Here is a 21,799-nt window from a genome sequence, read left to right as displayed (position 1 = left end):
CGTATGAACTTCCCGAGTCGTCATTTGATGAACTATAGCTACTACTTGAATCACTTGAATCGTTTGAATCGTTTGAATTCCCCCAACTGCTTGAACTACTACTATCACGGTAGCTCTGAGAGGAGCTTTCATTAGCGGAAAAACTCCAAGAGCTCGAAACACTTTCAAAGTCATCTCTATTATGTGCAACCTTTGCTAATCTACGTGTTCCATATGAGGAATGGGTCCCCCGCCCCTCGCAGACATCACACCAATCTTTAAAAATCCAAAAAACTTTGTACTTACCTGTCCCGTTACATCTTGCACATTTTGGCACTGTAGCACCTCCCACCATCACATTTCGACATTAGGAAGGATTTCCCTTTTAAATATCTAAAGTAATGGTGTTGACCTCCAATTGGTTAAATGGATAACAAAAAAAGGACACCAGCGGCGCCCCTCATTAGTTCGTATCCAATTTTGCTACAATACAATCATACCACGCCTTTCGTCAAAGAATCGGACATAAAGCGGCCTCAGAACGGTCTTAGAACGGATATGATTTGTATCGCTTTAGTTCATTAAAAAGAACAGATTGACTGAAATCTTAATCTTTTAAAGAAGTCCAGCTTTCATATTCATGAATGGCATATCCGGCAAAAGATGATTTGCTCGAGAGTGTTCGGATTACCGTATTCAATTCACTTTGCATTTGGGATCTTCCCTTTGCATAAAAGCTGCTGTGCTCTTCGTTATTGTTGAGGGTTTCCACCCCAATGATGACCGGCTTGCTGGCTTTTTCAGCTTCAACCAACTCATTCGAAACGGATTTGATAATGTCCTCGGCATTATCAATATAGGCCATCAAGGAGATTTGATCCAGCCTGCGGATCATCCAATCCGAAAGCGTAGTTCTACCACCGTATCCATCAGGGACGTTAAACCTATCTAGCCACACCGGCAAATCTACACCAGTAGTTAAATGTGTATCTGCTTTGACTTGCTGGACAAAACCGCTAATCGTATCCATCCAAAGCCCTAGCATCTTATCTGGGTCACTCCGCCATTGCGGAAGCACATACGGCTCCACATCAAGATGGATACCGTTAAATCGTTCGCTGGGAAGAACGCTGTTATTGTATGTGTTCACCCAATCTATGAACTGGTACAGTTTCCCTTGCTGCTCGGGTAGGACCCATTCGGGGGATCCACCTAAAGCATGAACTTTAATACCACGATTTTCAGCTTCTCTAATAAAGGTACTATAAACATCGGAAGGTATATCTACATCAATTTGCAGATACAAAAGATTGATACCGTTTCGACCAAGAAAATCAAGTGTTTTGTCTTTCTCTTTCCAAATTGAGTATGTATTCCATAGCCATGTCGCAACGATTTGTTGATCTTCGGCATATGATTTACTCACGAAGCCAGTAAGTGAAGAGAAGAAAACAAAAGTAACAGCAAGACTTAACACGACTGCTTTTATGGCCAGTCTAGACAATGAACATTTCATGGACGTTCTCCTTCATAAAAAAGTATGATTTGGACCATCTCGCTCCAGATTTTTAATTATAACCAAAAATTCGTTCTTTATAAAGTACGATTGTTGGTAGAATAAGCGTGAAAATGGAAGGCTAATGATGGGTCATGGCTGTTTGTAATGTATTATTGTAAAAAGCGTATTGTTTTTTTAATGTACTGTAATGGGCTTATGTCTGGAGGCAAGATACATTCCTAAACTCAACTTTTCGTTTCCTTCTATACATTTTCATTCCTTTATTTAATCATCCTTCAGCACCACCAAACCAAGTATACCTGCCAATCTATAGATCGCCAACGACTTCATTCGGCGGTAATGCCGATCGCTGTAACCAAGCTCTGCTGCTACGTCCGTATCTGAAACATAATCGTCCTCCATGAAGCGTACCCGTATCAGCTTTTGGTGTCGGGTGCCAAGACAGTTAATAGCCCTTTCTGCACGTTCAATGTGCTTTCTACGATTCTCTTGTTCTTCTATATTTTGAATAGCAATATTTTCGACTGGAGAACTGACTGTGTTCGTGTTGCCGTGAAAGCGCGACTCGTAGCTTGGCGTTATCTTTTGCTCAAGAGGGATGTACTCAGTGACTTGATACTCACGAGCATCACCTAGGTATTTCTCTACTGTGTCCTTGGTTGCTTCTTCATCAATCTGATAGATTGCCATTGAAATTTGCATCTGTTTTGCCATGTATAATCCCATCCCCAGTGTTATGATAGAAACGGTTATTCCCACCGCCTCCGACCAAGGCTAACGCTTGGGAATTTTTTATTACACCTTATCTTGCGACTCGTCCGTGCTTTTTTCCTCAACGTACCCTTCTGGCGTTCGTTCACTTATAGCCGCGATTACGCCGTTAGCATCTCGTTTGATAAATATGAGTTCCTGCTGCCATTTTTGCATTTTTTAAAAACCTCCTTGTTATTGATTCGCTTGATTTTAATTCAATTAAAACCGATTCTTTAAATAGGTGATGAATATCTAAAGGAGCTGATTATATTGGTAGTCAACATTTATGAGCATAGTGATCTGATTCCAATAGCAACAATCGATTATTTTCCGGGTAGAGAAGTAGGATACGTTAAATTTTTGTCTCAAGACGGATCATCAATGAGTGATGTAACACGTAAACTACAATTGCAAGCATATAAAGCTGGCGCAGAAGCTATTATAGGATTCTCGGTTATTTTTATTCCAAATACATATAAATTTCTGAGTACTGGCACAGCGGTTAAATTCAAAGATTGATCATCCCTGTAGGCCAGGAGGTGTTACTTCCCCTCCCGATAAGCAAAAATATTAATACGGCCTCCGCTGCGCCAAGCATATGCTGTTGGGCGAAGGGTAAGGTCATATCGTTCGCATCATGTCATTGATCTACTTGATGGCTGCGAGTACTGCTGAATGGATTCCCGTAGCGCATCCAGTGGATTCAATCCACTTCCGTCGATCCAGGAGGAAAATTCATGAGGGTTTCCACCCAAGCTGGATTGCTTGTCCCGAAGCGAATTTCTCTAATCGCTTGTTCTCTTCCGTGGAATTGTGATTTTTCTCTCGCATAATTGCTCCAACCACTGTATTCCTGTTTTCCTTCCTTAATCGCACCCAGCAGTTGCTCGACAAGCGGATGGTCGATTGGGAAAGATTGCGGCGAATCTGCAAACCGATCTTCTCGAAAGAGCATGCATCGGTGTCCATATTTCAGCCGATCATTGGATAAATCCAACGCATCCTTATATATGTAGGGTAATTCTCTCAGATTCATCGCCGCCTCGCTCACGATGACCGATACCGTCAGTAAACAATAGCGTTCAAAGCTTTCGAGCACCTGATGCAGGGATCGGGATAGTTCCAGCCTTCCATTCTCCGATAATTTGCCTTCCTCATCCGTATTCAAGATCAATACAACAACGTCTTCATCCAAATCAACCGCTTCACAGGTATGAAACTCTGATATAATTTCGCCGGTGATGTTAGTGAGAGCATATCGGAGCAGCGCTCTATCGATCTGCTTGTACCGTTCGCAAAATTCGCTATAGTGATCGATTTTCATCACCGCAACGGCGACAGCCCTGCCGGGGTCCAACGTAATTCCATATTCGTGCAGCCATTCGCCTTCTTTCTTATTCGGGGGGAATCCGATCAGAAGCAAATCCGACAATGATTTCTGCGGCATTTGTCAAAAATTGCTCGGGATTGGTATGCGCCATCACTCCACCATCTCGGCTGACGAACCAGAAGCTTTTGTTATCCAGAGTATCGAAACTTCCTAAGGTCAATTGATTGAGAATGGTCTGCTCCGGGTTCGTTTCGCTGAGAGGCATCCTTCTTGGGATAGGAGCAAGCTTAGGAAAGGTGCTGCCCTTCTTCAGGACAGTTGCCGCCCAGGGACCAAAATCACTCCCCCCGGCGTATCAGCGGATTGGAGCCTATAATATAATACATATCCTCCTGACCATTGTACTCATAAAACGAACCTATATACGGATTCGATTTCAGCATAAGATCAAGCGCCCTCATACTGCTGAGCTGCTCGTAAATGGACAGATTCTGTCCGTTCATGAGATTGACCGCATCCAGATTATTGGATAAAGTAACCGTGTAGTTCCTGACATAAGTATGAACCTGCTCGGCATTTAGATGACCTGATGCATAATTTCTTCGTTTGACCGGTTGATCAGTTTACTGTTGTAGCTTTTAAAATAGATGTAAAAAAACAGCGAAAGCACCATCACCAGTAGTGTTGTTACCAGCGTCATTTTAATAAACATATTAGAAAAATAGTTATCTGGCCGCCGCTTCTTCATGCCTGTATACCCCCAAACGATTTGGTATACCTATTTTAAGTTCATTATATTGGCTCCCTTATCGGTTGAATAGCATATAGTGACAATAGAAACCAAATCTGAACCATTTCTCCAAATTTAAACTGCTTTATAACGTTAAGATGTATAGACATATCTGCTTCAATTGAACACAATGTTAAATTATGGAAGTAAATGTCAGCTTTGGGGAGGCCATAGACTGACCGATTGAGGAAACGAAGATATTCAGATGGAGCCATTATCTATATCGCAGTCTCTTTCGAAAGATTAAACTTGCTACTACTAGTCCTAGAAAGAATCCTGAAATTGAAGAGACAATAATCATCCCTAATACATTTGTGCTTGAAGTAAAGTATAGCTTTGCAATAACGACGACTATCGCTATTATAAGTACGATAAGCCAATAAATTATCTTTCTCTTCGGACCTATTTCACTGAAATTTTTTGTGGAAAAAGGGGTTTTAATTAAAAACCATACGATTAGTAATATCTGAACCAACATACCTATTAAAGAGAGTACGTGTTGAAGTAACTTGTATAACGGAACTGAAACATAGATGTTTTGTAAAAGGGGATAATTCATGACAAAATAACCTGATTTATGAGTGAATGCATCCAAAAAAATATGACTATAGAAACCAATAACAACAGACAGTAAAAACACAATCCAATTTTTTATGTCTCGAAAATCAAAGAATCTGATTAGTTGGTAGGCTTTCACATCGATATGGAACATAGAGGGCAGATGTAATATTAAAGGTTTCCTAATTAGGTGCAGCAAGAATAAAATGACTACACATAAGGGAAGCCCTTGTAAAAGAAGTCCTTTATGTGTATGCCCTATGGTTTGATATGGCTCTAGTGCAATAAAATACTCATAATCGGGAGACATACTTCCCAGAATAAGTCCCGATAAACTAAAATATCGTGGTTTTATAAATTTAATTGGAAATGAATATAATGGATGGGCAAATGTAAATGGCAAAAAATCACTCCCCGTAAAAAACTGATAATCAACCCCGAAAATATTCGCCAATGCAGGGTTGTCTGCTAAATCCACATCTGCAGACCTAGGTCGGCGTAGCCGCCCCCTGTGGGAATACGATGTTATCTGAAGGATAAATCACTTCCTCACATTAAGCTGAAAATTTGTTTTTTTATTCTTACTGGTCCACCTATATCCGAATTGATTAATATAAATATAGCAACTATTGATAATATTAAAGTTAGTACACTAACTACATAAAATACTCTTCTCTTCTTTCTCCATAATAAATGAATAATTAATATAAGTATTATTGATAAAATGCCTGCAAAAACGATTGTTTGCTTTATAAATGTTAAAAATTCATCTGCAGTTGAACTATTCGCTCTAAAGAAGTCCACTAATATCAAGTTAGTAATTAAATAAAGAGATACAGTGTAGAAAACAAAAAAGTATATGTATATAAATGTTAGTAATATCCCTTTTATGTACTTGTTCATGATTGCTGACACCCCTCAAAAATAAAAGTTTATTTATTTAATTATTTTAATGTTCGTTGAAGAGATGTCAGTTATATCAGATTACATGAATCCAGCCAACTAGAGAACTCTATGTATTCTATTCAGGAAATGAATTTATTGAAGTAATTGAACATCCATTTACTGGAATTAGAGGACTTACAAAGGAACCCTATGGTTTTGATGCAATTCTAGGTGTTGATATTCTTTGTAGTTTTGGTTTGAAAATAGATTTTGAGAATCAAGTTGTTCTATAATGTTTTTAACGAATTGCGTACTGCCTTAAGGTCCGTAGGACCGACCTCGATGCGGTTAGGCCGCGTAGGGTTATCTGCTAAATTCGTTTCCTCGAAATCCCTCTTACAGACCAAGGCCATAGGCCGCAGCGTAGATACGGTGTTATAGGATGTTGTTGCCTTTGTAGACTTACTTCCAAACATGTCATTAGATCATAAATGTTTCTTTGACTCTATTGGATTTTTTGAAATATATTATCCATGCTAAACTAATCGCAATAAAAAGTACGGAAACGAAGTATTGTGACGGAAAATTATTATACATTGTAATATTTCCTATACCCAGCAATCTAATTAATATACAAAATAACTCAAGTAGAATTATTATCTTAACGGCACTACTCTTCTTCGAAACAAACATCATCAATATGATTATTGAAGTAATCAATTTAATAAATGTCCCCATAAGTAGTACTAATGATATAAAGAGTTCGTATCCATTAGTGTATTCAAAAGTATTGTAAATTATTGGTATCTCCCTGATTAATCCCCATACATATAAAGCTGTGCTAATAATAATCAGCCCAAGATATAATATGAGCCATCCTCCAATAGATCTGGGGTATTGTTCTTGAACTTTGTTTTCTATTCGCATCTACGATCCTCCGAGTTAATAGGTTGAATAGGTTCTTATAATGGACTTGCAACGTTTGTATATCCACGATCCCGAGATGCTTAAAGCCCGGCAGCGCTGGGTTCGCTTGCGGACTTAGCGTCGCCGAGTTGTCTGCTTGAATCAACTCCCCCTGAAATGCCTCGGGCAGACAAAGGAGCCACCAGGCTCCGCAGTGTGGATATGGTGTTATAAGAAGCCGTTGACCTCATTGAGTTACTTTTATATCCTTACTTAAGGTGAGAAAATCACTGTAATATTATTATTAACAAACAGCTCTAATATTGATGTAAAGTAAACTCTATTGTCGTGATTTAAGTTTTTATTTTCTTCATTGTCTATATGGTTGTTATTTAAAAATAAATCAACATTCTTCCACTGAATTGTGAAAGGCGGTTGTGCCCCAAAACCTCCACAAAGACAATCTGAAAGACTGTCCAAACAGACTCCAAAATAACCACCCGGTCCGTTTATCGCTTCTCCTAAAGAACAGTAAAATGAAGCTCGGTCTCTAATGTGTACTCCGTCTAAATAATAAGTTCCACCTTTTTTATCCTTTGTTCTATCAAACGAAGAGTACACACCATTGAAAAGCCTAATAACCTCAAGCCACCCTATTCGTTGTTTGTATGTTAGGTTTATCCACGTATCGCTTTCTTCTGGAAAAGCAACCCTCCATGAATTCCAAAGGACTAATGCTTCATTACTAGCTGTATTAGGTAAAATTCCTATTAATCGAGTAATTCTACCTTTCCAAAAACCAAACTTATGAAAATAAATAGGTTCACTTAAATAAAAATAATAACGGCCTATTTGAGTACCAAATTTATTTAATATGATTAATTGCAAATTGTTTATGTATTTCTTTTTTTCTAAACAATACGTTTTAAAAATTTCGTTAAATTGAAAATCCATTAAAGTGATAATATTAAAAGATTCGTCATTAATTAGAACTAAGTCCTCCCCAGTCAAACCGGTAATATGACTACATGTTCCAACAGTTAATCCACTTTCATCATCGATTACAGAAAATTTATTCTCCATGAAGGCCCCATTCAAAAAATTTTATAGCTTCTTTTGTTTTATCTATGATGATTTTTTAATATATTTCAGCGATTTCTTATAACATTTGGGTGTCCACGAACCCTCACTGCCTTAAAGGAGCATAGCGACTGGCCGCGACTGCGGTTAGGCCGTGCAGGGTCGTCTGCTGATTACGCTTCCTCTAAACCCCTCTTGCTGACCAAAGCTTCAGGCCGCAGCGTAGATACGGTGTTAGGTGAAGTCCCTGCCTTCTTCGAATTACTAATCATAAATTTATTGAATTCCTGCAGTTCCAAAAGTATCATTAATGGCTTTTTCGTAGTTATCCCAATTGAAATAAAATGGCCCTATATTAATAATTTTGTTGTCATGCTCTTTCTTGAAGTCCTTCCATATAACAACATCTTCTTCCCTTTCAATTCTAACTGAGATAAAGCCACACTCTTCATCCCCGCACCAAGGGCAAACTAGTATTGGGTATCTGTTATACATATATTCATGTTGTTCTTTCAGTAGAAAATAATCAATCTTTTGTCTTTGATTCTCTTCGCTGCCCCACCCTAGACATGGAACCATATCATGCATTCTGAGCATCTGATAAAGTGATCTACCATCAATAATTAGATCAGCAAATTTGGTGTTTTTATTTCCTACTTGATCGGGATCAGATTCGTCAAATCGACGTGAAGGTCTAGTTTCTAAGTAATTTATTGTTTTCATATTTTCTCCTAATATTACTTGCAGGGATTTCACATAACGTTTGGGTATCTACGAACTTTCACTGCCTAAAGGAGCTTAGCGACTGGCCGCGACGTGGTTAGGCTGTGCGGGGTTGTCTGCTGATTACGCTACCTCGAAATTCCTCTGGCAGACCAAGGCCGTCAGGCCGACGCGTAGATATGGTGTTATCGGATATTAATGACCTCTTCGAATTCCCCTAAAAAATCATTATCTTCTACAAATGCTCTGTATCTAACTAGAACCCCATTCGCTTCAGAGTATGGGCGATAACTAACCCAATATCTAGTATAATCAGTTAAAATTTCATCTTGATTCTTCATGCAGTCTTCAATATCAGTTATTAAATTTTCTGTTTCTAGACCATATTCCTCTAAAATCCGTTTTAGAGTAGTAATAAGATTTCCGTCTTGTATGTTTATAATATCAATGCTAAAGAGACCATAATCACTCGTCATGATACATGAGAATCCACTTACTACTTCTTCATTGTAAATTTCAAATTCAGATCCTGGATCCAAATCTTTATTTAACTTATAGTTATTTGATATAGCTATTTCTTCAAGAATAGTCAAATTAGGAACGTTCTTAATATAGCTCATATTTGGAACTCCTTAAAAAACCATATTTTCATTAATTTTCGATAACGTTCTTGTATTCACGAACCTGAGAGGCTTAAGTTGCGTAGCACAGGGTCGAAGACTTAACTTCGCAGGTTGTCAGCCTGACTTCGCTTCCTCGAATTATCTTCTGGCAGACCAAGGCCGGCGTGAGCCGACCGCAACGTGAATACGGTGTTATCAGAAATTAATGCCTACTTCGAATTACAGTAAAAATTATTTATTAAAATCGTATTTGACATACTTGTTTTGTAGATCTTTATCAATAAAATCAGTACTAATCCAATCTGCTTTAATCCATAATGGAAAGTTTATTATTCGTTCAAATTCATTTAAAGCTTCTCTAGAATTCTTAATTTCAAGAAAGTTTAATAAGTCATTTATGTATTGATGTCCAACTAACTGACTTAACGTGCTAATGTCTCCAAATTTATCTTCCAAACCATAGCCTTCTTTTGTTCCTTCTGTACATGACAAATGTCCAGTAATAAGCTCTCCATTCATATAAATATTTAAATCCAAAACATCATCATCAAAATAAGATATTGTTAAAACTGGTGAATTTATATGTTTGGAAATCTCTTCACCAAATGCTTCAGTTTCCCCCCACCCAAAACCTTCATTAAGTATACTGATCCAATCATCTCGCATTTGCCCAAGATAAAAAATATATTTTGATTTTGAAGATTCCTTTAAAATCGCTTCAAACTCAGGATTTATTTCTAAACCAAACAGATCTTGTAAATTGGGTGATGTAATATTTCTCATACTTAATATCAATTGAAGAGAATCTATAATTTCTTTGATGTCTCTAGTTGGGATATGAATGTTTGATAGTTTTATCCCCATTAAGAGCGCCTCCTAAATATATTGCATTAATTTCGGATAACGTTTGAGTGTCCCGAATCCTCACTGCCTTAAAGGAGCAGGGCGACTGGCCGCGACTGAGGTTAGGCTGTGCAGGGTTGTCTGCTGAATGCGCTTCCTCGATATCCCTCTTGCAGACCCAGGCCGTCAAGCCGCGGCGTAGATACGGTGTTATATGATGTCAGCCACTCCGTCGAATTACTTACAAATTCCTACAGTATTAATTCTCACTTATAGCTTCTTATTTTCTTCCCTATATCCCATTTCATGAAAAGATTAATATCATTTATTGCATCATTAATTCGCCAATTATGTTTTTTATTATTTCTTAATTCTCTTTAGGATAAATGGTTTTACAATATGTTTATCCATTTTTCTTTTTGTTCTTGCAATATAAGCTAATCCTAATACAGCATTTGCTCTTATATCAGGTTCTACATGATCGCATAACTTAACACATAAAGTCTGAGCAACCTTCCAATCTAAATGAGTATTCTCCCACGGATAAAGGTAAACTTGAGATTTAATCTATCTCATTGGAAGATAATATGTTTTTATCTCTTGATCTGTATATTCTTCTAAAGGTCTATATATTCTGTCCACATGCCCTCCATGTAACTTAAATAGTTTTAAAATCATTGGCTGATTTCATCTAACGTTTCCGTGTTCACGACGTCCCCCCTAAGCCCCCAAGGGGCGGCCGCGATGCGGTTGGGTGGTACGGATGTGTCCCGGCAACAGCCTCTCCGACTTCACTTCCGGGACCGAGGCGGATTGTCCACCGATGCGTGAGCACATTGTTATAGGATGTCAGCGCCTTCACCGAAATACTTACTAACTGACTTGACTCTTTGAACGTAAAGATGGGAAAACTTCTACTATCAATTCTCGCTTAATTTCTTCAACATTTTTATACCGTTCATTTTTATTTGAAGAAATCCCCTTCAATACAAATTCTTTAAGTTTAATATTCTTCTCGCGATGATAATCCGATTGTCTTCCAGTTAGCATGAAATATATTACCTTTGTTAAGGCATAAGTTTCATGTTTTATTTCATAATTTTCAAATCCTACTAATGTAAGATCGGAGTAATCATTTATAGCGCCCTTAACCTCAGTACCTTGCCTTGTTAATGTGCTTTCAGGACGTTTTACTAAACCAAAATCGGATACCTTTATTATTGAGGATCCGTCATCAAAATGCTTAACAAGTATATTGTAGTAACTAATATCTCGGTGTAAATACTTCTTTTCATGAATGTATTCAAAAGCATTTAACATTTGAATTATTATTGCTCTCCGTTTGTCAAAAGACAATGTATTGTTGTTCCGTAAAATATATTCTCCAAGTGTTTCATCCGCAAACTCCATAATGTATTCGTTTTTTTCATCATTATACAGAAATGCTTTGATAATAAAGGGAGAATCAAGTGCCATTAAGTCATTAAATTCATTTTTAAACCGCTCAAGTTCATCAACTCTCAAACTATCTTTTGCTCTCTTTATAACAAACTGAATACCATAATAAGGATCTTTGTACTTGAAAACTCTAGCGTAAGATCCTTCACCGATTTGTTTCAATTTCACTGAATTATTAGAAGCCGGCATATTAACGACCGTTGAATCTATCAGCGTAAATGCAGGTTTACCCTCAATTAGTGTAATAATCTTAAAGTCCTCTGGGATTGGGCTTCCACCACTGCCGGATAAAAATGTTCTACTTATATCAAGGACATCTTTATATTCTTCTGCTATTTCAAAATTATAATCATCTTCAAGTGATGCTTGCAGGACTCTAATAAAATCTATTAACTCTATGAGTAACCTGCTCTCATGAGCGTTACAATGCCCACCTCTACCAGGAGAGTTTTTGTGATTAATATATGAAAATAATTCATTCATACTGCAATGAAGTATCGAAAAGATTTCTTTTAATTTGTCATTAGGTATTTCATCATAAAAACTCCGGAATAGAACTACCTTTTCCGATTTATAATTTGATATTTGGCTAATTTTCAAATTTAGAAATCCTTCTAAGTTTTTCACACTAATTACCCCTCGATTTGTTAAATTTTTTAATATATTTGCGTGATTTCCTATACCGTTCGGGTATCTACGAGCCCTCACTGCCTTAAAGGAGTGTAGCGACTGGCCGCAACGCGGTTAGGCTGTGCAGGGTTGTCTGCTGAATACGCTTCCTTGAAATTCATCTTGCAGACCAAGGCCGTCAGGCCGCAGCGTAGATACGGTGTTAGCTGATGTTGCTGTCCTCTTTGAGCTACTTAAAAAATTCCTCTTCTTATTAGAAAATCTATTCCCTCTTTCTTGTACCATTCTAAAAAATCATTTGTAATATGATCGTGCGATAGTATTCCCATATAATCTGTACCAGGTTTCTTAGGTTGGTAATCTGTTTTAATGGTATATATATTGAAATACACTATTTTCTCGTCTTGAGAAACCTCAATATCATCAAAAATTCTTATCACTTCATCTTTATTTACAAACTCAAATCCGTTCTTTTCTTTAATATAAAACGGGTACTCTAAATTCTCTAGCTTGATTAATTGTTGATACTCCTTTAAGTCTTCTGGTATTGAGTTAATGAACTGAAGAGCATTTTCTTCTTCTTTGAATATTCCTGACACCCATCTAGATTTTTCCTTAGAAGCACTAATAATAAACAAATTAATCATCCTTCATTAACAGGTTATAAATATGGTGTTTAATGTGGGTTTAACTATGATCTTAACAATTCATTACAGCAATTTCAGCTAACGTCTTATTGCAAATGTCATAAAACAATCATATTTTAGAAGTATTTGCGAACTTCGGGAATATCTCGATTTGCGATTTTTTTGTGTATGATCGTAATCCTGAAGAATAATTTTAAATATAAATTGGCTTTAAGTCTCAGATTGTTTTTAAGATAAGCATAACTTCATTAATGCTATTTAAGAACTTCCAATGTAAAAGGAAGTGACCAGATTGATTCTTCAGGATCATTTCATTTTGATAAGGATATCTCCAGCGAGCCTCCTTTTTAATTCCCATTATAACAGTGACTGTAAATATTGGGAATTAAAAAGGAGGCTCACAAGGCCTTTAAAGACTTTGCACTCCTCCGATGCTTTCGGCTCTAATGAAATTGTAAAAGATAATTAATCATATCATTGGGACTATATGTCCTAACAAGATGTTTGTAATGATTCCATAAAAACTGTTGATAAAAATTGATGAATCTGTATAAAGAACTACATGCTACTCGCGTATGTGCTTTAATTAATAATTGGAAATATGATGTGGAGGACGTAGCCCAAGTGAATGCGCGGTAGCGTTCTTTTTTATGAACTAGCGGGCAGTTTCGTCAAGTTCTTCTATAAGCGCTGCGGAGTGAAAAGCGGGAGATTACATGACTATTCCTATCATTACAATCGAGGATGGGAATGACAGATCGGAGTTCCCTGAAACCATCCCGCCAATACTCCTGTGTGCGTCATGGCTGACAGGCTATGGGGCAAGTGAAATGATTGACAAGTTTGTATACGGTGCAGAATCGCTCGACAAGTGCGACGATTTGGTAACCAAGATTAACAAGATGGGCTTGGCGGATGTTGTCAAGGTGCAGCATGCTGCAAAGGACCGGTATTATGAAGTGGCAATGTCCGCTAAAGTTAAAGCAGCATGAACACAGCAAAGCCCGCATTCAATTGAATGCGGGCTTTGCTGTGTTCTAATACAGGGATAGTCTCCGAAAGGACGCTCCTACTTTCGATTCAACAATCTTGTTAGGATGACGACGGCTTCAGCTCGTGTTGCCGTACCGTTCGGCTCGAAACGGTTATTTTCTAGCCCGTTGACGAGGCCGCGTTTGGCCGCTTCGGCAATATAAGGCAGCGACCATGGCGGAATACTGGAATTGTCGGCGAATGAGGTGGATTGATCCATTTCAACGGGCACGCCAAACGTTCTGATGATCATCATGGTCATTTCCGCACGCGTCAGCGGCCGGGCCGGACGGAAGCTGCCATCCTCATAGCCGTTAATAATGCCCTGCTGAACAGCCATAGAAATTGCCGGTTGCGCCCACAGCCCTATATCGTCGATGTCGGCATAAACAGGCATATTCCATACTTCCGGTTCCTTCCAGCCGAGGGATCTGGCCAACAGCTGCACGAACTCGGCTCTTGTCACGTCACGTTCAGGATGGAACGAGCCGTCCGGATAGCCGGCAACCCATCCTTCCGCCACGGCTTTGCGTATTTCTGCTTCCGCCCAATTTCCGGCAATATCGTTCAGGGCGATCGTCGGCATTACAGTCCCGCTATCTCCTGAAGGCTGTACCGGCAGCGGACCGGCAGTTGGACGGTGAATCGTTATGGTATAAGTCCGTAACGGCCCGCTTGGATGTGTCACCTGCAGCTCAATGGTATTGTCTCCAGGAAGTAATTCAAGAGCAACCTCTTCTTGAAGCTTGTTTCCTAGCAGGCTAACACTGGCATCCTTGTAGAGTGTCTTTGCGGTAAGCTGTACCTTCTTAGCGGTTGTTTCTGCCGTATAAGAGAGTGTATCGCCTTTGAATGCCGGGCTCAAAGTGAGTGTTTTCTCATCGGCCAGCAAGCTCAGTGAGATTAAATCTGCCGCATTAACCGCAGGTCCGGATGATTTGTTGAGAGCCGTTCTAAAAATGTCAAGACGGTAAGACCTCTGAGTGACGCCATCCTGTGCGGTGACAACGACCGTAACGATGTTTGAACCCGTGTTGAGCGCTATTGGACCAAAGTCACTTCCGTTTGCCGCAGGGACGCCATTGATTGTGAGCGTCGCATGACTCTCGTCGATGACCATCGGCGTCACGTTGATTGATGAGACATTGTGCTCCACACTTGCCGTATAGGCAAGCGTTTCGGAAGCGAACGGTTCATTCAGCGTTCCGGGGCTAATCTTCAGAGCGCTTAGCATGGCGGCAGATGACGGAGCCCGCATGACGACGATGCTGTACGGGGTAGTCGTGCCGTCCTGTGCGGTAACGACAACAGTAACCGTGTTCGCGCCGATAGATAACGGGATCGGGCCGTACACTGCGCCGCTGACCGATGAATGGCCATTAACCGTCAACGTAGCGGTACTGTCCGATACGGTCGGCGTTACGCTGACCGCAGCGACGCCGTTCGCGACACTTGCGGTATACGAGGTCGCAGCGGAAGCGAATGTCTCGTTGAGTGACCCCGTGCTGACCGTAAGAGAGCCTAATGTTGCGACCGACGAAGGAGCTCGCGTGACAACGATGCTGTACGGGGTAGTCGTGATGCCGTCCTGTGCGGTAACGGCAACCGTAATCGTATTTGCACCGACAGCTAGAGGAACAGGTCCGTACACCGAGCCGCTAACCGACACCGTGCCATTAACCTTTAGCGATGCCGTGCTGTCCGATATGGTTGGGGTCACGTTGATCGCAGCGACATTGTTCGCCACACTAGCCGTATAGGACGTCGTGCCGGAAGCGAACGTTTCGTTGAACGACCCCGGGCTGATGGTGAGCGCGCTTAGCATGGCGGTAGATGAAGGTGCCCTTGTGACGACGATTGTGTACGGCTTAGTCGTCACGCCGTCCTGTGCGGTAACAACAACCGTAATCGTATTCGCACCGACAACAAGAGAAATCGGTCCATACACACTGCCGCTTACCGAAGAAGTGCCATTAACCGTCAAATTCGCCATGCTGTCCGAAACGGTTGGCGTTACGCTGATCGAACCGACGCTATTCGCGACGTTAGTCGTATAGGACAGTGTACCGGAAGCGAACGTTTCGTTGAGTGCACCCGGGCTAACCGTGAGCGAGCCAAGCGTAGCAACCGACGAAGGAGCCCGCATGACGGTAATGGTGTAATCGTTCGATGTGGTACCGTCCTCGGCCGTGACGCTGACGGTAATTGGGTTCGGTCCGACGGCAAGCGATGAAACAGTGGACGCGCTGCCGCTCGTCGCCGTCGCGTTGTTCACTTTCACCGTTGCCCGGCTGTTATTGACAGTCGGCGTGACGTCAATCGATGTGACGCTATTCGCGACGTTAGCCGTATACGCAAGCGTGCCTGCAGCGAACGTCTCGTTGAGCGACCCGGGGCTAACCGTAAGCCCGCTTAACGTCGCATCGGTATAGGGCGCTCGGGTTACCGTGATCGTGTAGGTCCGCGCTGCGCCGTTGATGGCTGTCACGACGACTGGAATCGTATTATCGCCTTTACTTAATGTGATGGGAGAAGAGGCGTTGCCGTTGGTTACGCTCAACCCTTTGACGGTAACACTGGCTGTACTATCGCTCAGCACCGGCGTAATCGTCGTTGAGGTGACGCTGCTCCCCACGCTGGCCGTGTAGTCTTGCGTATTCGACGAGAATGGCGACGGGCTGAGCGTAATTCCGCTTGCCGTTAGTCCGGACAGCCGGTTGTCGGGCGACCCTAGCGACTGCTTCCAAACGGTATCGTATATAATATCGTATCCCGCTGCTTGTGCATAAGTGGCTAAATACATCGCACCTGTTTGATCGAACGCGATATGAGTTGGGACAATAAAGTTATTATTACCCGTAAAAAACACCGATCCCGTGTTCAAGCTCGAATCGAACCGAGTCACAAGGCTGCCGCTGCTTCCGTTGACCGCCACATACAAATTACCGTCGGAATGTAAGGTGAATCCGTAAGGTTTGTTGATCGTTTTGACCAACGTGCCCCCGTCGGTCTTCAATTTAATAATTTTTGCGTTTGTGTTCACACGGTTGCCTATGTAGACACCGGAGCTGTCCGCGGCGATACCGTAAGGACCATTGAGTGTCGCGTCTACGTCCGGATCCGGGTCCAAATCGCCCGACCATACCACCGGACTACTCATTGGACTGAAGGTGGAGGCGTCGAATTTGAGCACGCGGTTTGCCTCCGTATCGGAGACGTACAGATTGTCGTCGTAAACGGCGATTCCCTGAGGGTAATTAAGTCTTCCTATTGAAGGGGCGGCGCTATTGCCGTCCCATTTGATCATATTAGTAAACGTGTAGGCACCGCTCAAAAAGGTGACGTCAAATCGGTATAAGTACAACTTATCCGTTACATACACATGATCTTTGCCATCGAATTTAACGGCTAGGGGATCCGAGAAGCTGCCGGAGGAGGCAGTTAACGACATCACTGTAGGGGCCCCGTCCAACTTGAATATTTTTACAGTGCCACTAGATGCATCTGTTACGAACAAATAGCCGTTGACGGGATCGACGTCAATTCCGAACGGTTCAAAGCCGAGGGCCGCCGGATCGTCGGGTCCGGCGGCACCCATCCTCCAGCTGGATGCGGCAAATACAGCCTGACTGTAGATGGACAATACCGTTAATATGACTGCTATTAATAACACGACTGCAAGAGAACTCCGTACTGTTTGTCGTATGCCGGGCGAACTCCGAATGATACCCATGAATATCTCTCCTCTAAATAATGTTCACTTGGAGTTTCGTTCGTAAAAGCTCGGACGGTGTGCTGGAGACTGTCGGACTGACTACCGAAATACGTTTACCAAGTTTCATTTAAATGCATTCTGTATAGTATATATTATGTGTCGCGTGGACAATCCGTCAAGGAAATAGTTGTAACACGGGTATACGAATGTGCTTACGGCGGCGGCGCTTCAAGACATCAGCTTGACCAAGCCTTTGATATGCGCTTGTGGGTCGGTGCCTCCAAATAGAAGCGAAAAGACAGCATATCCTTCGTTAAATGAAATCACTTGCATGGCAATCAGACGGGTATCCTTATCCGGCGGGATCCACCCCTGCTCTTGCAAGGTGTTCACCAAAGCCTCAATTCCTGCAATCCACTCACGATATTTTTCCTTGAGCATGCCATGGACCACCGGATCGTGTTTGGTTTGCTGGTAGAAATCGATCAGCACCACGATCCAGTTATCGGCACCCTTTAACATTTGCGCAAGGCGTGTAAGCGTAATCGAAATGACTTCCTCGAGTGTGGTATTGGCAGGATTAAATTGTCTGGGAATATCGGTCCATCCGTTCGTTAATTGAATTTGATAATCAAGCACATGCATGAATAACTGTTCTTTGCTTGTGAAATGACCGTAAAACGCCCCCTTCGTATGCCCCGTTCGCGCGACGATATCTCCGAGTGTTGTAGCTGCATATCCCTTTTCCGAAAAACACTTCATACCCGCTTCGACGAGCAACTGATAGGTAGCTTCTCTTTTCAACTGAAATTTATTTTTTGTCAATATGGCCACCTCCTCGTATCAGGACTTAAAAAGAATCCTGTCTATTATTGCCCAAAGAATATTATAACAATGAATCACGATTCCGTTAAGATCTGAATTCAGATCTTAACGGAATCTATCAATATATCACGTAGAATGATCTGCAAAGGGAACATTTTACTTATCGAAGAGTTTAATAAAAAAGCGAAACAAGGAGCAGTTGCCACGGCATACTGCTCCTTGTTTCACATAGATCACCATCAATTTATTAAGCTATCGTTCTTATTGTGCAAGCATCTTCTTGTTGATACACAGTCCGTTGCATAGCGTCCAAATTACTGAAAGCCAATTATCGGATGAGGCACATACGGCTCCTCTAACGACGCAATTTCATCAGATGTTAACGTAATCGAAAGAGCAGCTACCCCATCTTCGAGATGAGACATCTTCGTAGCACCGATAATAGGAGCTGTTACCGGTTCTTTCTGCAGCAACCAGGCAAGTGCAATTTGCGCACGGGGAACGCTACGCTTTTCTGCTATTGCCGCAACGCGTTCTACGACCAGTCGATCGGTATTTGCAGTCGCATCGTATTGGGATTTCTGAACTTGATCGGTTTCGGAGCGATGGGTCGTTTCCTCCCAATCACGCGTCAATCTTCCTTTTGCAAGCGGGCTATACGGAATCACACCGATTTTTTCTACCTTGCAAAGCGGCAGCATCTCCCTCTCCTCTTCACGATACATGAGGTTCAAATGATTCTGTATGGATACAAACCGGGTCCATCCATGTTTCTCAGCTACATGTAACGCCTTCAGAAACTGCCATGCGTACATGGCAGAAGCACCAATGTATCTTGCCTTACCAGCCTTCACAACATCATGCAAGGCTTCCATCGTTTCTTCAATAGGAGTATTGTAATCCCAACGGTGAATTTGGTATAGATCCACATAATCTGTTCCCAGTCGCTTCAGACTTTTATCAATTTCACTCATGATTGCCTTTCGGGAAAGTCCGGCACCGTTTGGACCTTCATGCATGCGGCCATGAACTTTTGTTGCGAGAACAATTTCATCACGATTAGCATAGTCCTTTAATACCCGTCCAGTAATCTCCTCACTTGTTCCGTCAGCATACACATTTGCCGTATCAAAAAAATTGATACCAAGCTCTAGGGCTTTTTTAATAATCGGGCGACTGTGCTCTTCATCAAGTACCCAAGGATGATGCCAACGCTCTGCTACACCAAAGCTCATACAGCCAAGACAAAGCCTGGATACATCCAAGCCGGTATTTCCAAGTTTTACATATTGCATTTGATTGTTCCTCACTTTTCAATAGTTTTAGTTTCATTCAAATAAGAACATTACATGCATGTCACTGTTATTAACTAAACTCTTGACGACGAGGCAATGAGAACCATAGCCCATCAAGCCATGCCAGCTCCTGTTCCGTTAACTCATTCATGTCGGCAGCGCGCAGGCTCGCGTCCAATTGCTCTGGGCGACTTGCACCAATGATCGCAGAGGTGATTCCTCGTTGTTGTGTGACCCAACGGACGGCCGTCGTGACCGGATCATGATTGTGCTCTCGGCACCAGGATTGGTAGCGTTCAACAGCGTCAAATGACGCCTCTTGCCAATAACGCTCCCGATACAATAAACCTGCATTGTTCCCGAGCCCAAAACGAGTCCCCTCTTGGATACTCTCGTTTTTCCCGTAACGGCCAGTTAACATGCCACCCGCGAGGGGGTTGTAACTGATAATTCCAATACCCTCGTCAAGTGCCATCGGAACCAAATCATCCTCAATCATCCGAAACAAAAGATTATAGCGCGGCTGAACACTCACAATACGAGTGTAATTTTTTCTATCCGCAATTCCATTTGCCTTCGCCACTTGCCAAGCACGCCAATTCGATACACCAATGTAACGAACTTTGCCTTGACCAACGAGATCATCAAACGCACGCAAAGTTTCATCCATGGGTGTGATTGGGTCAAATTGGTGCGTTTGATAGAGGTCAAGATAGTCCGTTTTTAGGCGGCGAAGACTATCCTCTACAGCGGTCATGATATGTTTCCGACTCAACCCCTTATCATTTGCCTCAGGTCCCATCGCGCCAAAACATTTTGTTGCGAGAACCACTTTATCTCGTTTGCCCTGCAGCCATTCTCCGATAATCGACTCCGTTGCACCCGCGATTGCATACGATGCCCGCCCAATTGGATACACATCGGCTGTGTCGATAAAATTCACTCCATGAGCAAAGGTTTTGTCGAGAATTTCGAAACAGGTCTTTTTGTCCGCCTGATTGCCAAACGTCATCGTTCCCAAACAAAGATTTGTCACTTGTAAACCCGTTCTTCCAAGCGGATGAATTTTCATCACAACTCCCCTCTCTCAAACATTGTTTAATAGCCTTTCCATAACTCTTGTTAGTGTTAAAGGGTGTAACCTTATTATGCAATAAATGAATAAACGACCGTTATCTCATTTGTCTTAATTGATTGCCTAATCCTCTCAATACCTTAGTACGGATACAAATATAAGAACCTTGAGTTTAAATTCAAGGTTCTTTGAGAAGTTGATTTGCTTTTAATAAATAGTCGGTACCATTCCCCCATCCATACGGATTGGAGAACCTTTAAATGCGGATGCATAAGGACTACATACAAATGTAGTTAGTCTACCTATTTCAATAGGCTTGATAAATCGCTGTATTTCAGATTGAGGTAGGTTTGTAGTCATAAATTTTTTCTCTTTTTCTGAAAAAGTCAGCTCTTCATTAGAGTACATACTCTCTATTATTTGATGCACATTTTCAGAGAGAGTTGGTCCTGGCATGATCGTATTGATTGTAACTTCTGTTCCTATTGTTAATTTAGATAAGCTCTTTGACAATGATAATAACATTGATTTTGTCATACAATACTGTGGCATTAGTCCTGAAGGCATAATTGCTTCTTCACTCGCAATAAAAATAATGCGGCCATAATCATTTTTCAACATTTTAGGTAAATAAAATTTAGATAATCCATTTGCAGCAAGAACATTAGTACGGAAGTATTTGATCCATACTTCATCATCAACGTCCTCATATTGCATAATTTCATAAATACCCATGTTGTTTACTAAAAGATCAATATTGGGGTATTTTTCAAATAAAGCTTCTCTTTGCCCAATATCCACAATATCTGCTGTAGCATTTTGAGGTGACGTAGCCGGGAACTCTGACTTAATTTCATTTACAGTTCGTTCTACCTCTTCATAATTTCGTCCATTAATGAGTACATTAACACCTTCTTTGGCAAGTTCAATGGCAATTGCTTTACCTATACCTTTCGTTGACCCTGTAACTAAAGCTGTTTTATTGTTTAATCCCATATCCATCCTACAGTTCTCCTTATCATTTACTTATAATGGCTATAAATAGTTAATATAAAAAACGTTCCTATTCTATTATCTTGTGCTCCGGGTAGTGATTATATTACCTTGTCTGGATGGATCCGTAACTAGCATAT

22 protein-coding genes are annotated in these 21,799 nt (G+C 41.3%); 2 read left to right on the top strand and 20 right to left on the bottom strand.

The window, feature by feature from the left end:
- Nucleotides 1–586 precede the first annotated feature (586 nt).
- The 3 genes from OB236_RS09470 to OB236_RS09460 all read right to left on the bottom strand — a co-directional run bounded on the left by OB236_RS09470 (nt 587) and on the right by OB236_RS09460 (nt 2,425).
- A complete protein-coding gene (locus tag OB236_RS09470) occupies nt 587–1,495 on the bottom strand; it encodes a glycoside hydrolase family 10 protein (RefSeq protein ID WP_262683754.1) in 909 nt (302 codons plus the stop codon).
- Nucleotides 1,496–1,762: 267 nt separating this feature from the next.
- On the bottom strand, nt 1,763–2,212 hold the full coding sequence (locus OB236_RS09465; RefSeq protein WP_262683753.1) for an ArpU family phage packaging/lysis transcriptional regulator: 450 nt from the start codon (nt 2,210–2,212) through the stop codon (nt 1,763–1,765).
- A gap of 81 nt (nt 2,213–2,293) precedes the next feature.
- The gene (locus OB236_RS09460; protein WP_262683752.1) at nt 2,294–2,425 is read right to left on the bottom strand and encodes a hypothetical protein; all 132 of its coding nucleotides are present in this window, start codon (nt 2,423–2,425) and stop codon (nt 2,294–2,296) included.
- Between the two features lie 96 nt (nt 2,426–2,521).
- Between OB236_RS09460 and OB236_RS09455 the strand changes: the two genes are divergently transcribed.
- On the top strand, nt 2,522–2,770 hold the full coding sequence (locus OB236_RS09455; protein ID WP_262683751.1) for a selenium-binding protein: 249 nt from the start codon (nt 2,522–2,524) through the stop codon (nt 2,768–2,770).
- Between the two features lie 184 nt (nt 2,771–2,954).
- Here the strand turns inward: OB236_RS09455 and OB236_RS09450 are convergent, their stop codons facing one another.
- The 12 genes from OB236_RS09450 to OB236_RS09400 all read right to left on the bottom strand — a co-directional run bounded on the left by OB236_RS09450 (nt 2,955) and on the right by OB236_RS09400 (nt 12,715).
- On the bottom strand, nt 2,955–3,698 hold the full coding sequence (locus tag OB236_RS09450; protein WP_262683750.1) for a hypothetical protein: 744 nt from the start codon (nt 3,696–3,698) through the stop codon (nt 2,955–2,957).
- Nucleotides 3,646–3,846: a hypothetical protein gene (locus OB236_RS09445; RefSeq protein ID WP_262683749.1), complete on the bottom strand. Its 201-nt coding sequence runs from the start codon at nt 3,844–3,846 to the stop codon at nt 3,646–3,648. The genes OB236_RS09450 and OB236_RS09445 overlap by 53 nt, the downstream gene beginning before the upstream one ends.
- A 73-nt stretch (nt 3,847–3,919) precedes the next feature.
- Nucleotides 3,920–4,084, bottom strand: coding sequence for a hypothetical protein (locus OB236_RS09440; protein WP_262683748.1), 165 nt, complete (start codon nt 4,082–4,084; stop codon nt 3,920–3,922).
- Nucleotides 4,085–4,158: 74 nt separating this feature from the next.
- Nucleotides 4,159–4,329, bottom strand: a complete 171-nt coding sequence (locus OB236_RS09435) for a hypothetical protein (RefSeq protein ID WP_262683747.1) — start codon at nt 4,327–4,329, stop codon at nt 4,159–4,161.
- Between the two features lie 256 nt (nt 4,330–4,585).
- Nucleotides 4,586–5,407, bottom strand: a complete 822-nt coding sequence (locus tag OB236_RS09430; RefSeq protein WP_262683746.1) for a DUF4184 family protein — start codon at nt 5,405–5,407, stop codon at nt 4,586–4,588.
- Between the two features lie 887 nt (nt 5,408–6,294).
- Nucleotides 6,295–6,741, bottom strand: a complete 447-nt coding sequence (locus OB236_RS40010) for a DUF2569 family protein (RefSeq protein WP_408638431.1) — start codon at nt 6,739–6,741, stop codon at nt 6,295–6,297.
- A 252-nt stretch (nt 6,742–6,993) separates the two neighbouring features.
- Nucleotides 6,994–7,803, bottom strand: coding sequence for a barstar family protein (locus OB236_RS09425; RefSeq protein ID WP_262683745.1), 810 nt, complete (start codon nt 7,801–7,803; stop codon nt 6,994–6,996).
- A gap of 273 nt (nt 7,804–8,076) precedes the next feature.
- On the bottom strand, nt 8,077–8,523 hold the full coding sequence (locus OB236_RS09420) for an oxidoreductase (RefSeq protein ID WP_262683744.1): 447 nt from the start codon (nt 8,521–8,523) through the stop codon (nt 8,077–8,079).
- 185 nt (nt 8,524–8,708) lie between these two features.
- Nucleotides 8,709–9,143 carry a hypothetical protein gene (locus OB236_RS09415; protein WP_262683743.1) on the bottom strand — a complete coding sequence of 145 codons (435 nt, stop codon included), beginning with the start codon at nt 9,141–9,143 and terminating at the stop codon, nt 8,709–8,711.
- A 234-nt stretch (nt 9,144–9,377) separates the two neighbouring features.
- On the bottom strand, nt 9,378–10,010 hold the full coding sequence (locus tag OB236_RS09410; RefSeq protein WP_262683742.1) for a hypothetical protein: 633 nt from the start codon (nt 10,008–10,010) through the stop codon (nt 9,378–9,380).
- 852 nt (nt 10,011–10,862) lie between these two features.
- Nucleotides 10,863–12,074: a protein kinase domain-containing protein gene (locus OB236_RS09405; RefSeq protein WP_262683741.1), complete on the bottom strand. Its 1,212-nt coding sequence runs from the start codon at nt 12,072–12,074 to the stop codon at nt 10,863–10,865.
- Between the two features lie 236 nt (nt 12,075–12,310).
- Complete coding sequence (locus OB236_RS09400) at nt 12,311–12,715, bottom strand: hypothetical protein (RefSeq protein ID WP_262683740.1); 405 nt, start codon at nt 12,713–12,715, stop codon at nt 12,311–12,313.
- A 725-nt stretch (nt 12,716–13,440) separates the two neighbouring features.
- Between OB236_RS09400 and OB236_RS09395 the strand changes: the two genes are divergently transcribed.
- Nucleotides 13,441–13,716: a hypothetical protein gene (locus tag OB236_RS09395; RefSeq protein ID WP_262683739.1), complete on the top strand. Its 276-nt coding sequence runs from the start codon at nt 13,441–13,443 to the stop codon at nt 13,714–13,716.
- Between the two features lie 77 nt (nt 13,717–13,793).
- Here the strand turns inward: OB236_RS09395 and OB236_RS09390 are convergent, their stop codons facing one another.
- The 5 genes from OB236_RS09390 to OB236_RS09370 form a co-directional block, all read right to left on the bottom strand.
- The gene (locus tag OB236_RS09390; RefSeq protein WP_262683738.1) at nt 13,794–17,489 is read right to left on the bottom strand and encodes a cadherin-like beta sandwich domain-containing protein; all 3,696 of its coding nucleotides are present in this window, start codon (nt 17,487–17,489) and stop codon (nt 13,794–13,796) included.
- A gap of 210 nt (nt 17,490–17,699) precedes the next feature.
- On the bottom strand, nt 17,700–18,296 hold the full coding sequence (locus tag OB236_RS09385; RefSeq protein WP_262683737.1) for a TetR/AcrR family transcriptional regulator: 597 nt from the start codon (nt 18,294–18,296) through the stop codon (nt 17,700–17,702).
- A 314-nt stretch (nt 18,297–18,610) separates the two neighbouring features.
- Nucleotides 18,611–19,591: an aldo/keto reductase gene (locus OB236_RS09380; protein WP_262683736.1), complete on the bottom strand. Its 981-nt coding sequence runs from the start codon at nt 19,589–19,591 to the stop codon at nt 18,611–18,613.
- Nucleotides 19,592–19,661: 70 nt separating this feature from the next.
- Nucleotides 19,662–20,663 (bottom strand): aldo/keto reductase, encoded by a 1,002-nt coding sequence (locus OB236_RS09375; RefSeq protein WP_262683735.1) that lies wholly within the window; start codon nt 20,661–20,663, stop codon nt 19,662–19,664.
- A 210-nt stretch (nt 20,664–20,873) separates the two neighbouring features.
- Nucleotides 20,874–21,668, bottom strand: coding sequence for an SDR family NAD(P)-dependent oxidoreductase (locus OB236_RS09370; protein ID WP_262683734.1), 795 nt, complete (start codon nt 21,666–21,668; stop codon nt 20,874–20,876).
- Between the last annotated feature and the right edge of the window lie 131 nt (nt 21,669–21,799).

The organism is Paenibacillus baimaensis, from assembly GCF_025567575.1.
This window is presented reverse-complemented; position numbering and strand designations above follow the sequence as displayed.

What these genes read in the sequence shown, in the direction of transcription:
- OB236_RS09470 (WP_262683754.1), bottom strand. Translation starts at nt 1,495, where the DNA reads ATGAAATGTTCATTGTCTAGACTGGCCATAAAAGCAGTCGTGTTAAGT.
- OB236_RS09370 (WP_262683734.1), bottom strand. Translation starts at nt 21,668, where the DNA reads ATGGATATGGGATTAAACAATAAAACAGCTTTAGTTACAGGGTCAACG.
- OB236_RS09395 (WP_262683739.1), top strand. Translation starts at nt 13,441, where the DNA reads ATGACTATTCCTATCATTACAATCGAGGATGGGAATGACAGATCGGAG.
- OB236_RS09450 (WP_262683750.1), bottom strand. Translation starts at nt 3,698, where the DNA reads ATGCCGCAGAAATCATTGTCGGATTTGCTTCTGATCGGATTCCCCCCG.
- OB236_RS09465 (WP_262683753.1), bottom strand. Translation starts at nt 2,212, where the DNA reads ATGGCAAAACAGATGCAAATTTCAATGGCAATCTATCAGATTGATGAA.
- OB236_RS09440 (WP_262683748.1), bottom strand. Translation starts at nt 4,084, where the DNA reads ATGAACGGACAGAATCTGTCCATTTACGAGCAGCTCAGCAGTATGAGG.
- OB236_RS09445 (WP_262683749.1), bottom strand. Translation starts at nt 3,846, where the DNA reads ATGCCTCTCAGCGAAACGAACCCGGAGCAGACCATTCTCAATCAATTG.
- OB236_RS09380 (WP_262683736.1), bottom strand. Translation starts at nt 19,591, where the DNA reads ATGCAATATGTAAAACTTGGAAATACCGGCTTGGATGTATCCAGGCTT.
- OB236_RS09460 (WP_262683752.1), bottom strand. Translation starts at nt 2,425, where the DNA reads ATGCAAAAATGGCAGCAGGAACTCATATTTATCAAACGAGATGCTAAC.
- OB236_RS09425 (WP_262683745.1), bottom strand. Translation starts at nt 7,803, where the DNA reads ATGGAGAATAAATTTTCTGTAATCGATGATGAAAGTGGATTAACTGTT.
- OB236_RS09415 (WP_262683743.1), bottom strand. Translation starts at nt 9,143, where the DNA reads ATGAGCTATATTAAGAACGTTCCTAATTTGACTATTCTTGAAGAAATA.
- OB236_RS09375 (WP_262683735.1), bottom strand. Translation starts at nt 20,663, where the DNA reads ATGAAAATTCATCCGCTTGGAAGAACGGGTTTACAAGTGACAAATCTT.
- OB236_RS09420 (WP_262683744.1), bottom strand. Translation starts at nt 8,523, where the DNA reads ATGAAAACAATAAATTACTTAGAAACTAGACCTTCACGTCGATTTGAC.
- OB236_RS09435 (WP_262683747.1), bottom strand. Translation starts at nt 4,329, where the DNA reads ATGAAGAAGCGGCGGCCAGATAACTATTTTTCTAATATGTTTATTAAA.
- OB236_RS09390 (WP_262683738.1), bottom strand. Translation starts at nt 17,489, where the DNA reads ATGGGTATCATTCGGAGTTCGCCCGGCATACGACAAACAGTACGGAGT.
- OB236_RS09410 (WP_262683742.1), bottom strand. Translation starts at nt 10,010, where the DNA reads ATGGGGATAAAACTATCAAACATTCATATCCCAACTAGAGACATCAAA.
- OB236_RS40010 (WP_408638431.1), bottom strand. Translation starts at nt 6,741, where the DNA reads ATGCGAATAGAAAACAAAGTTCAAGAACAATACCCCAGATCTATTGGA.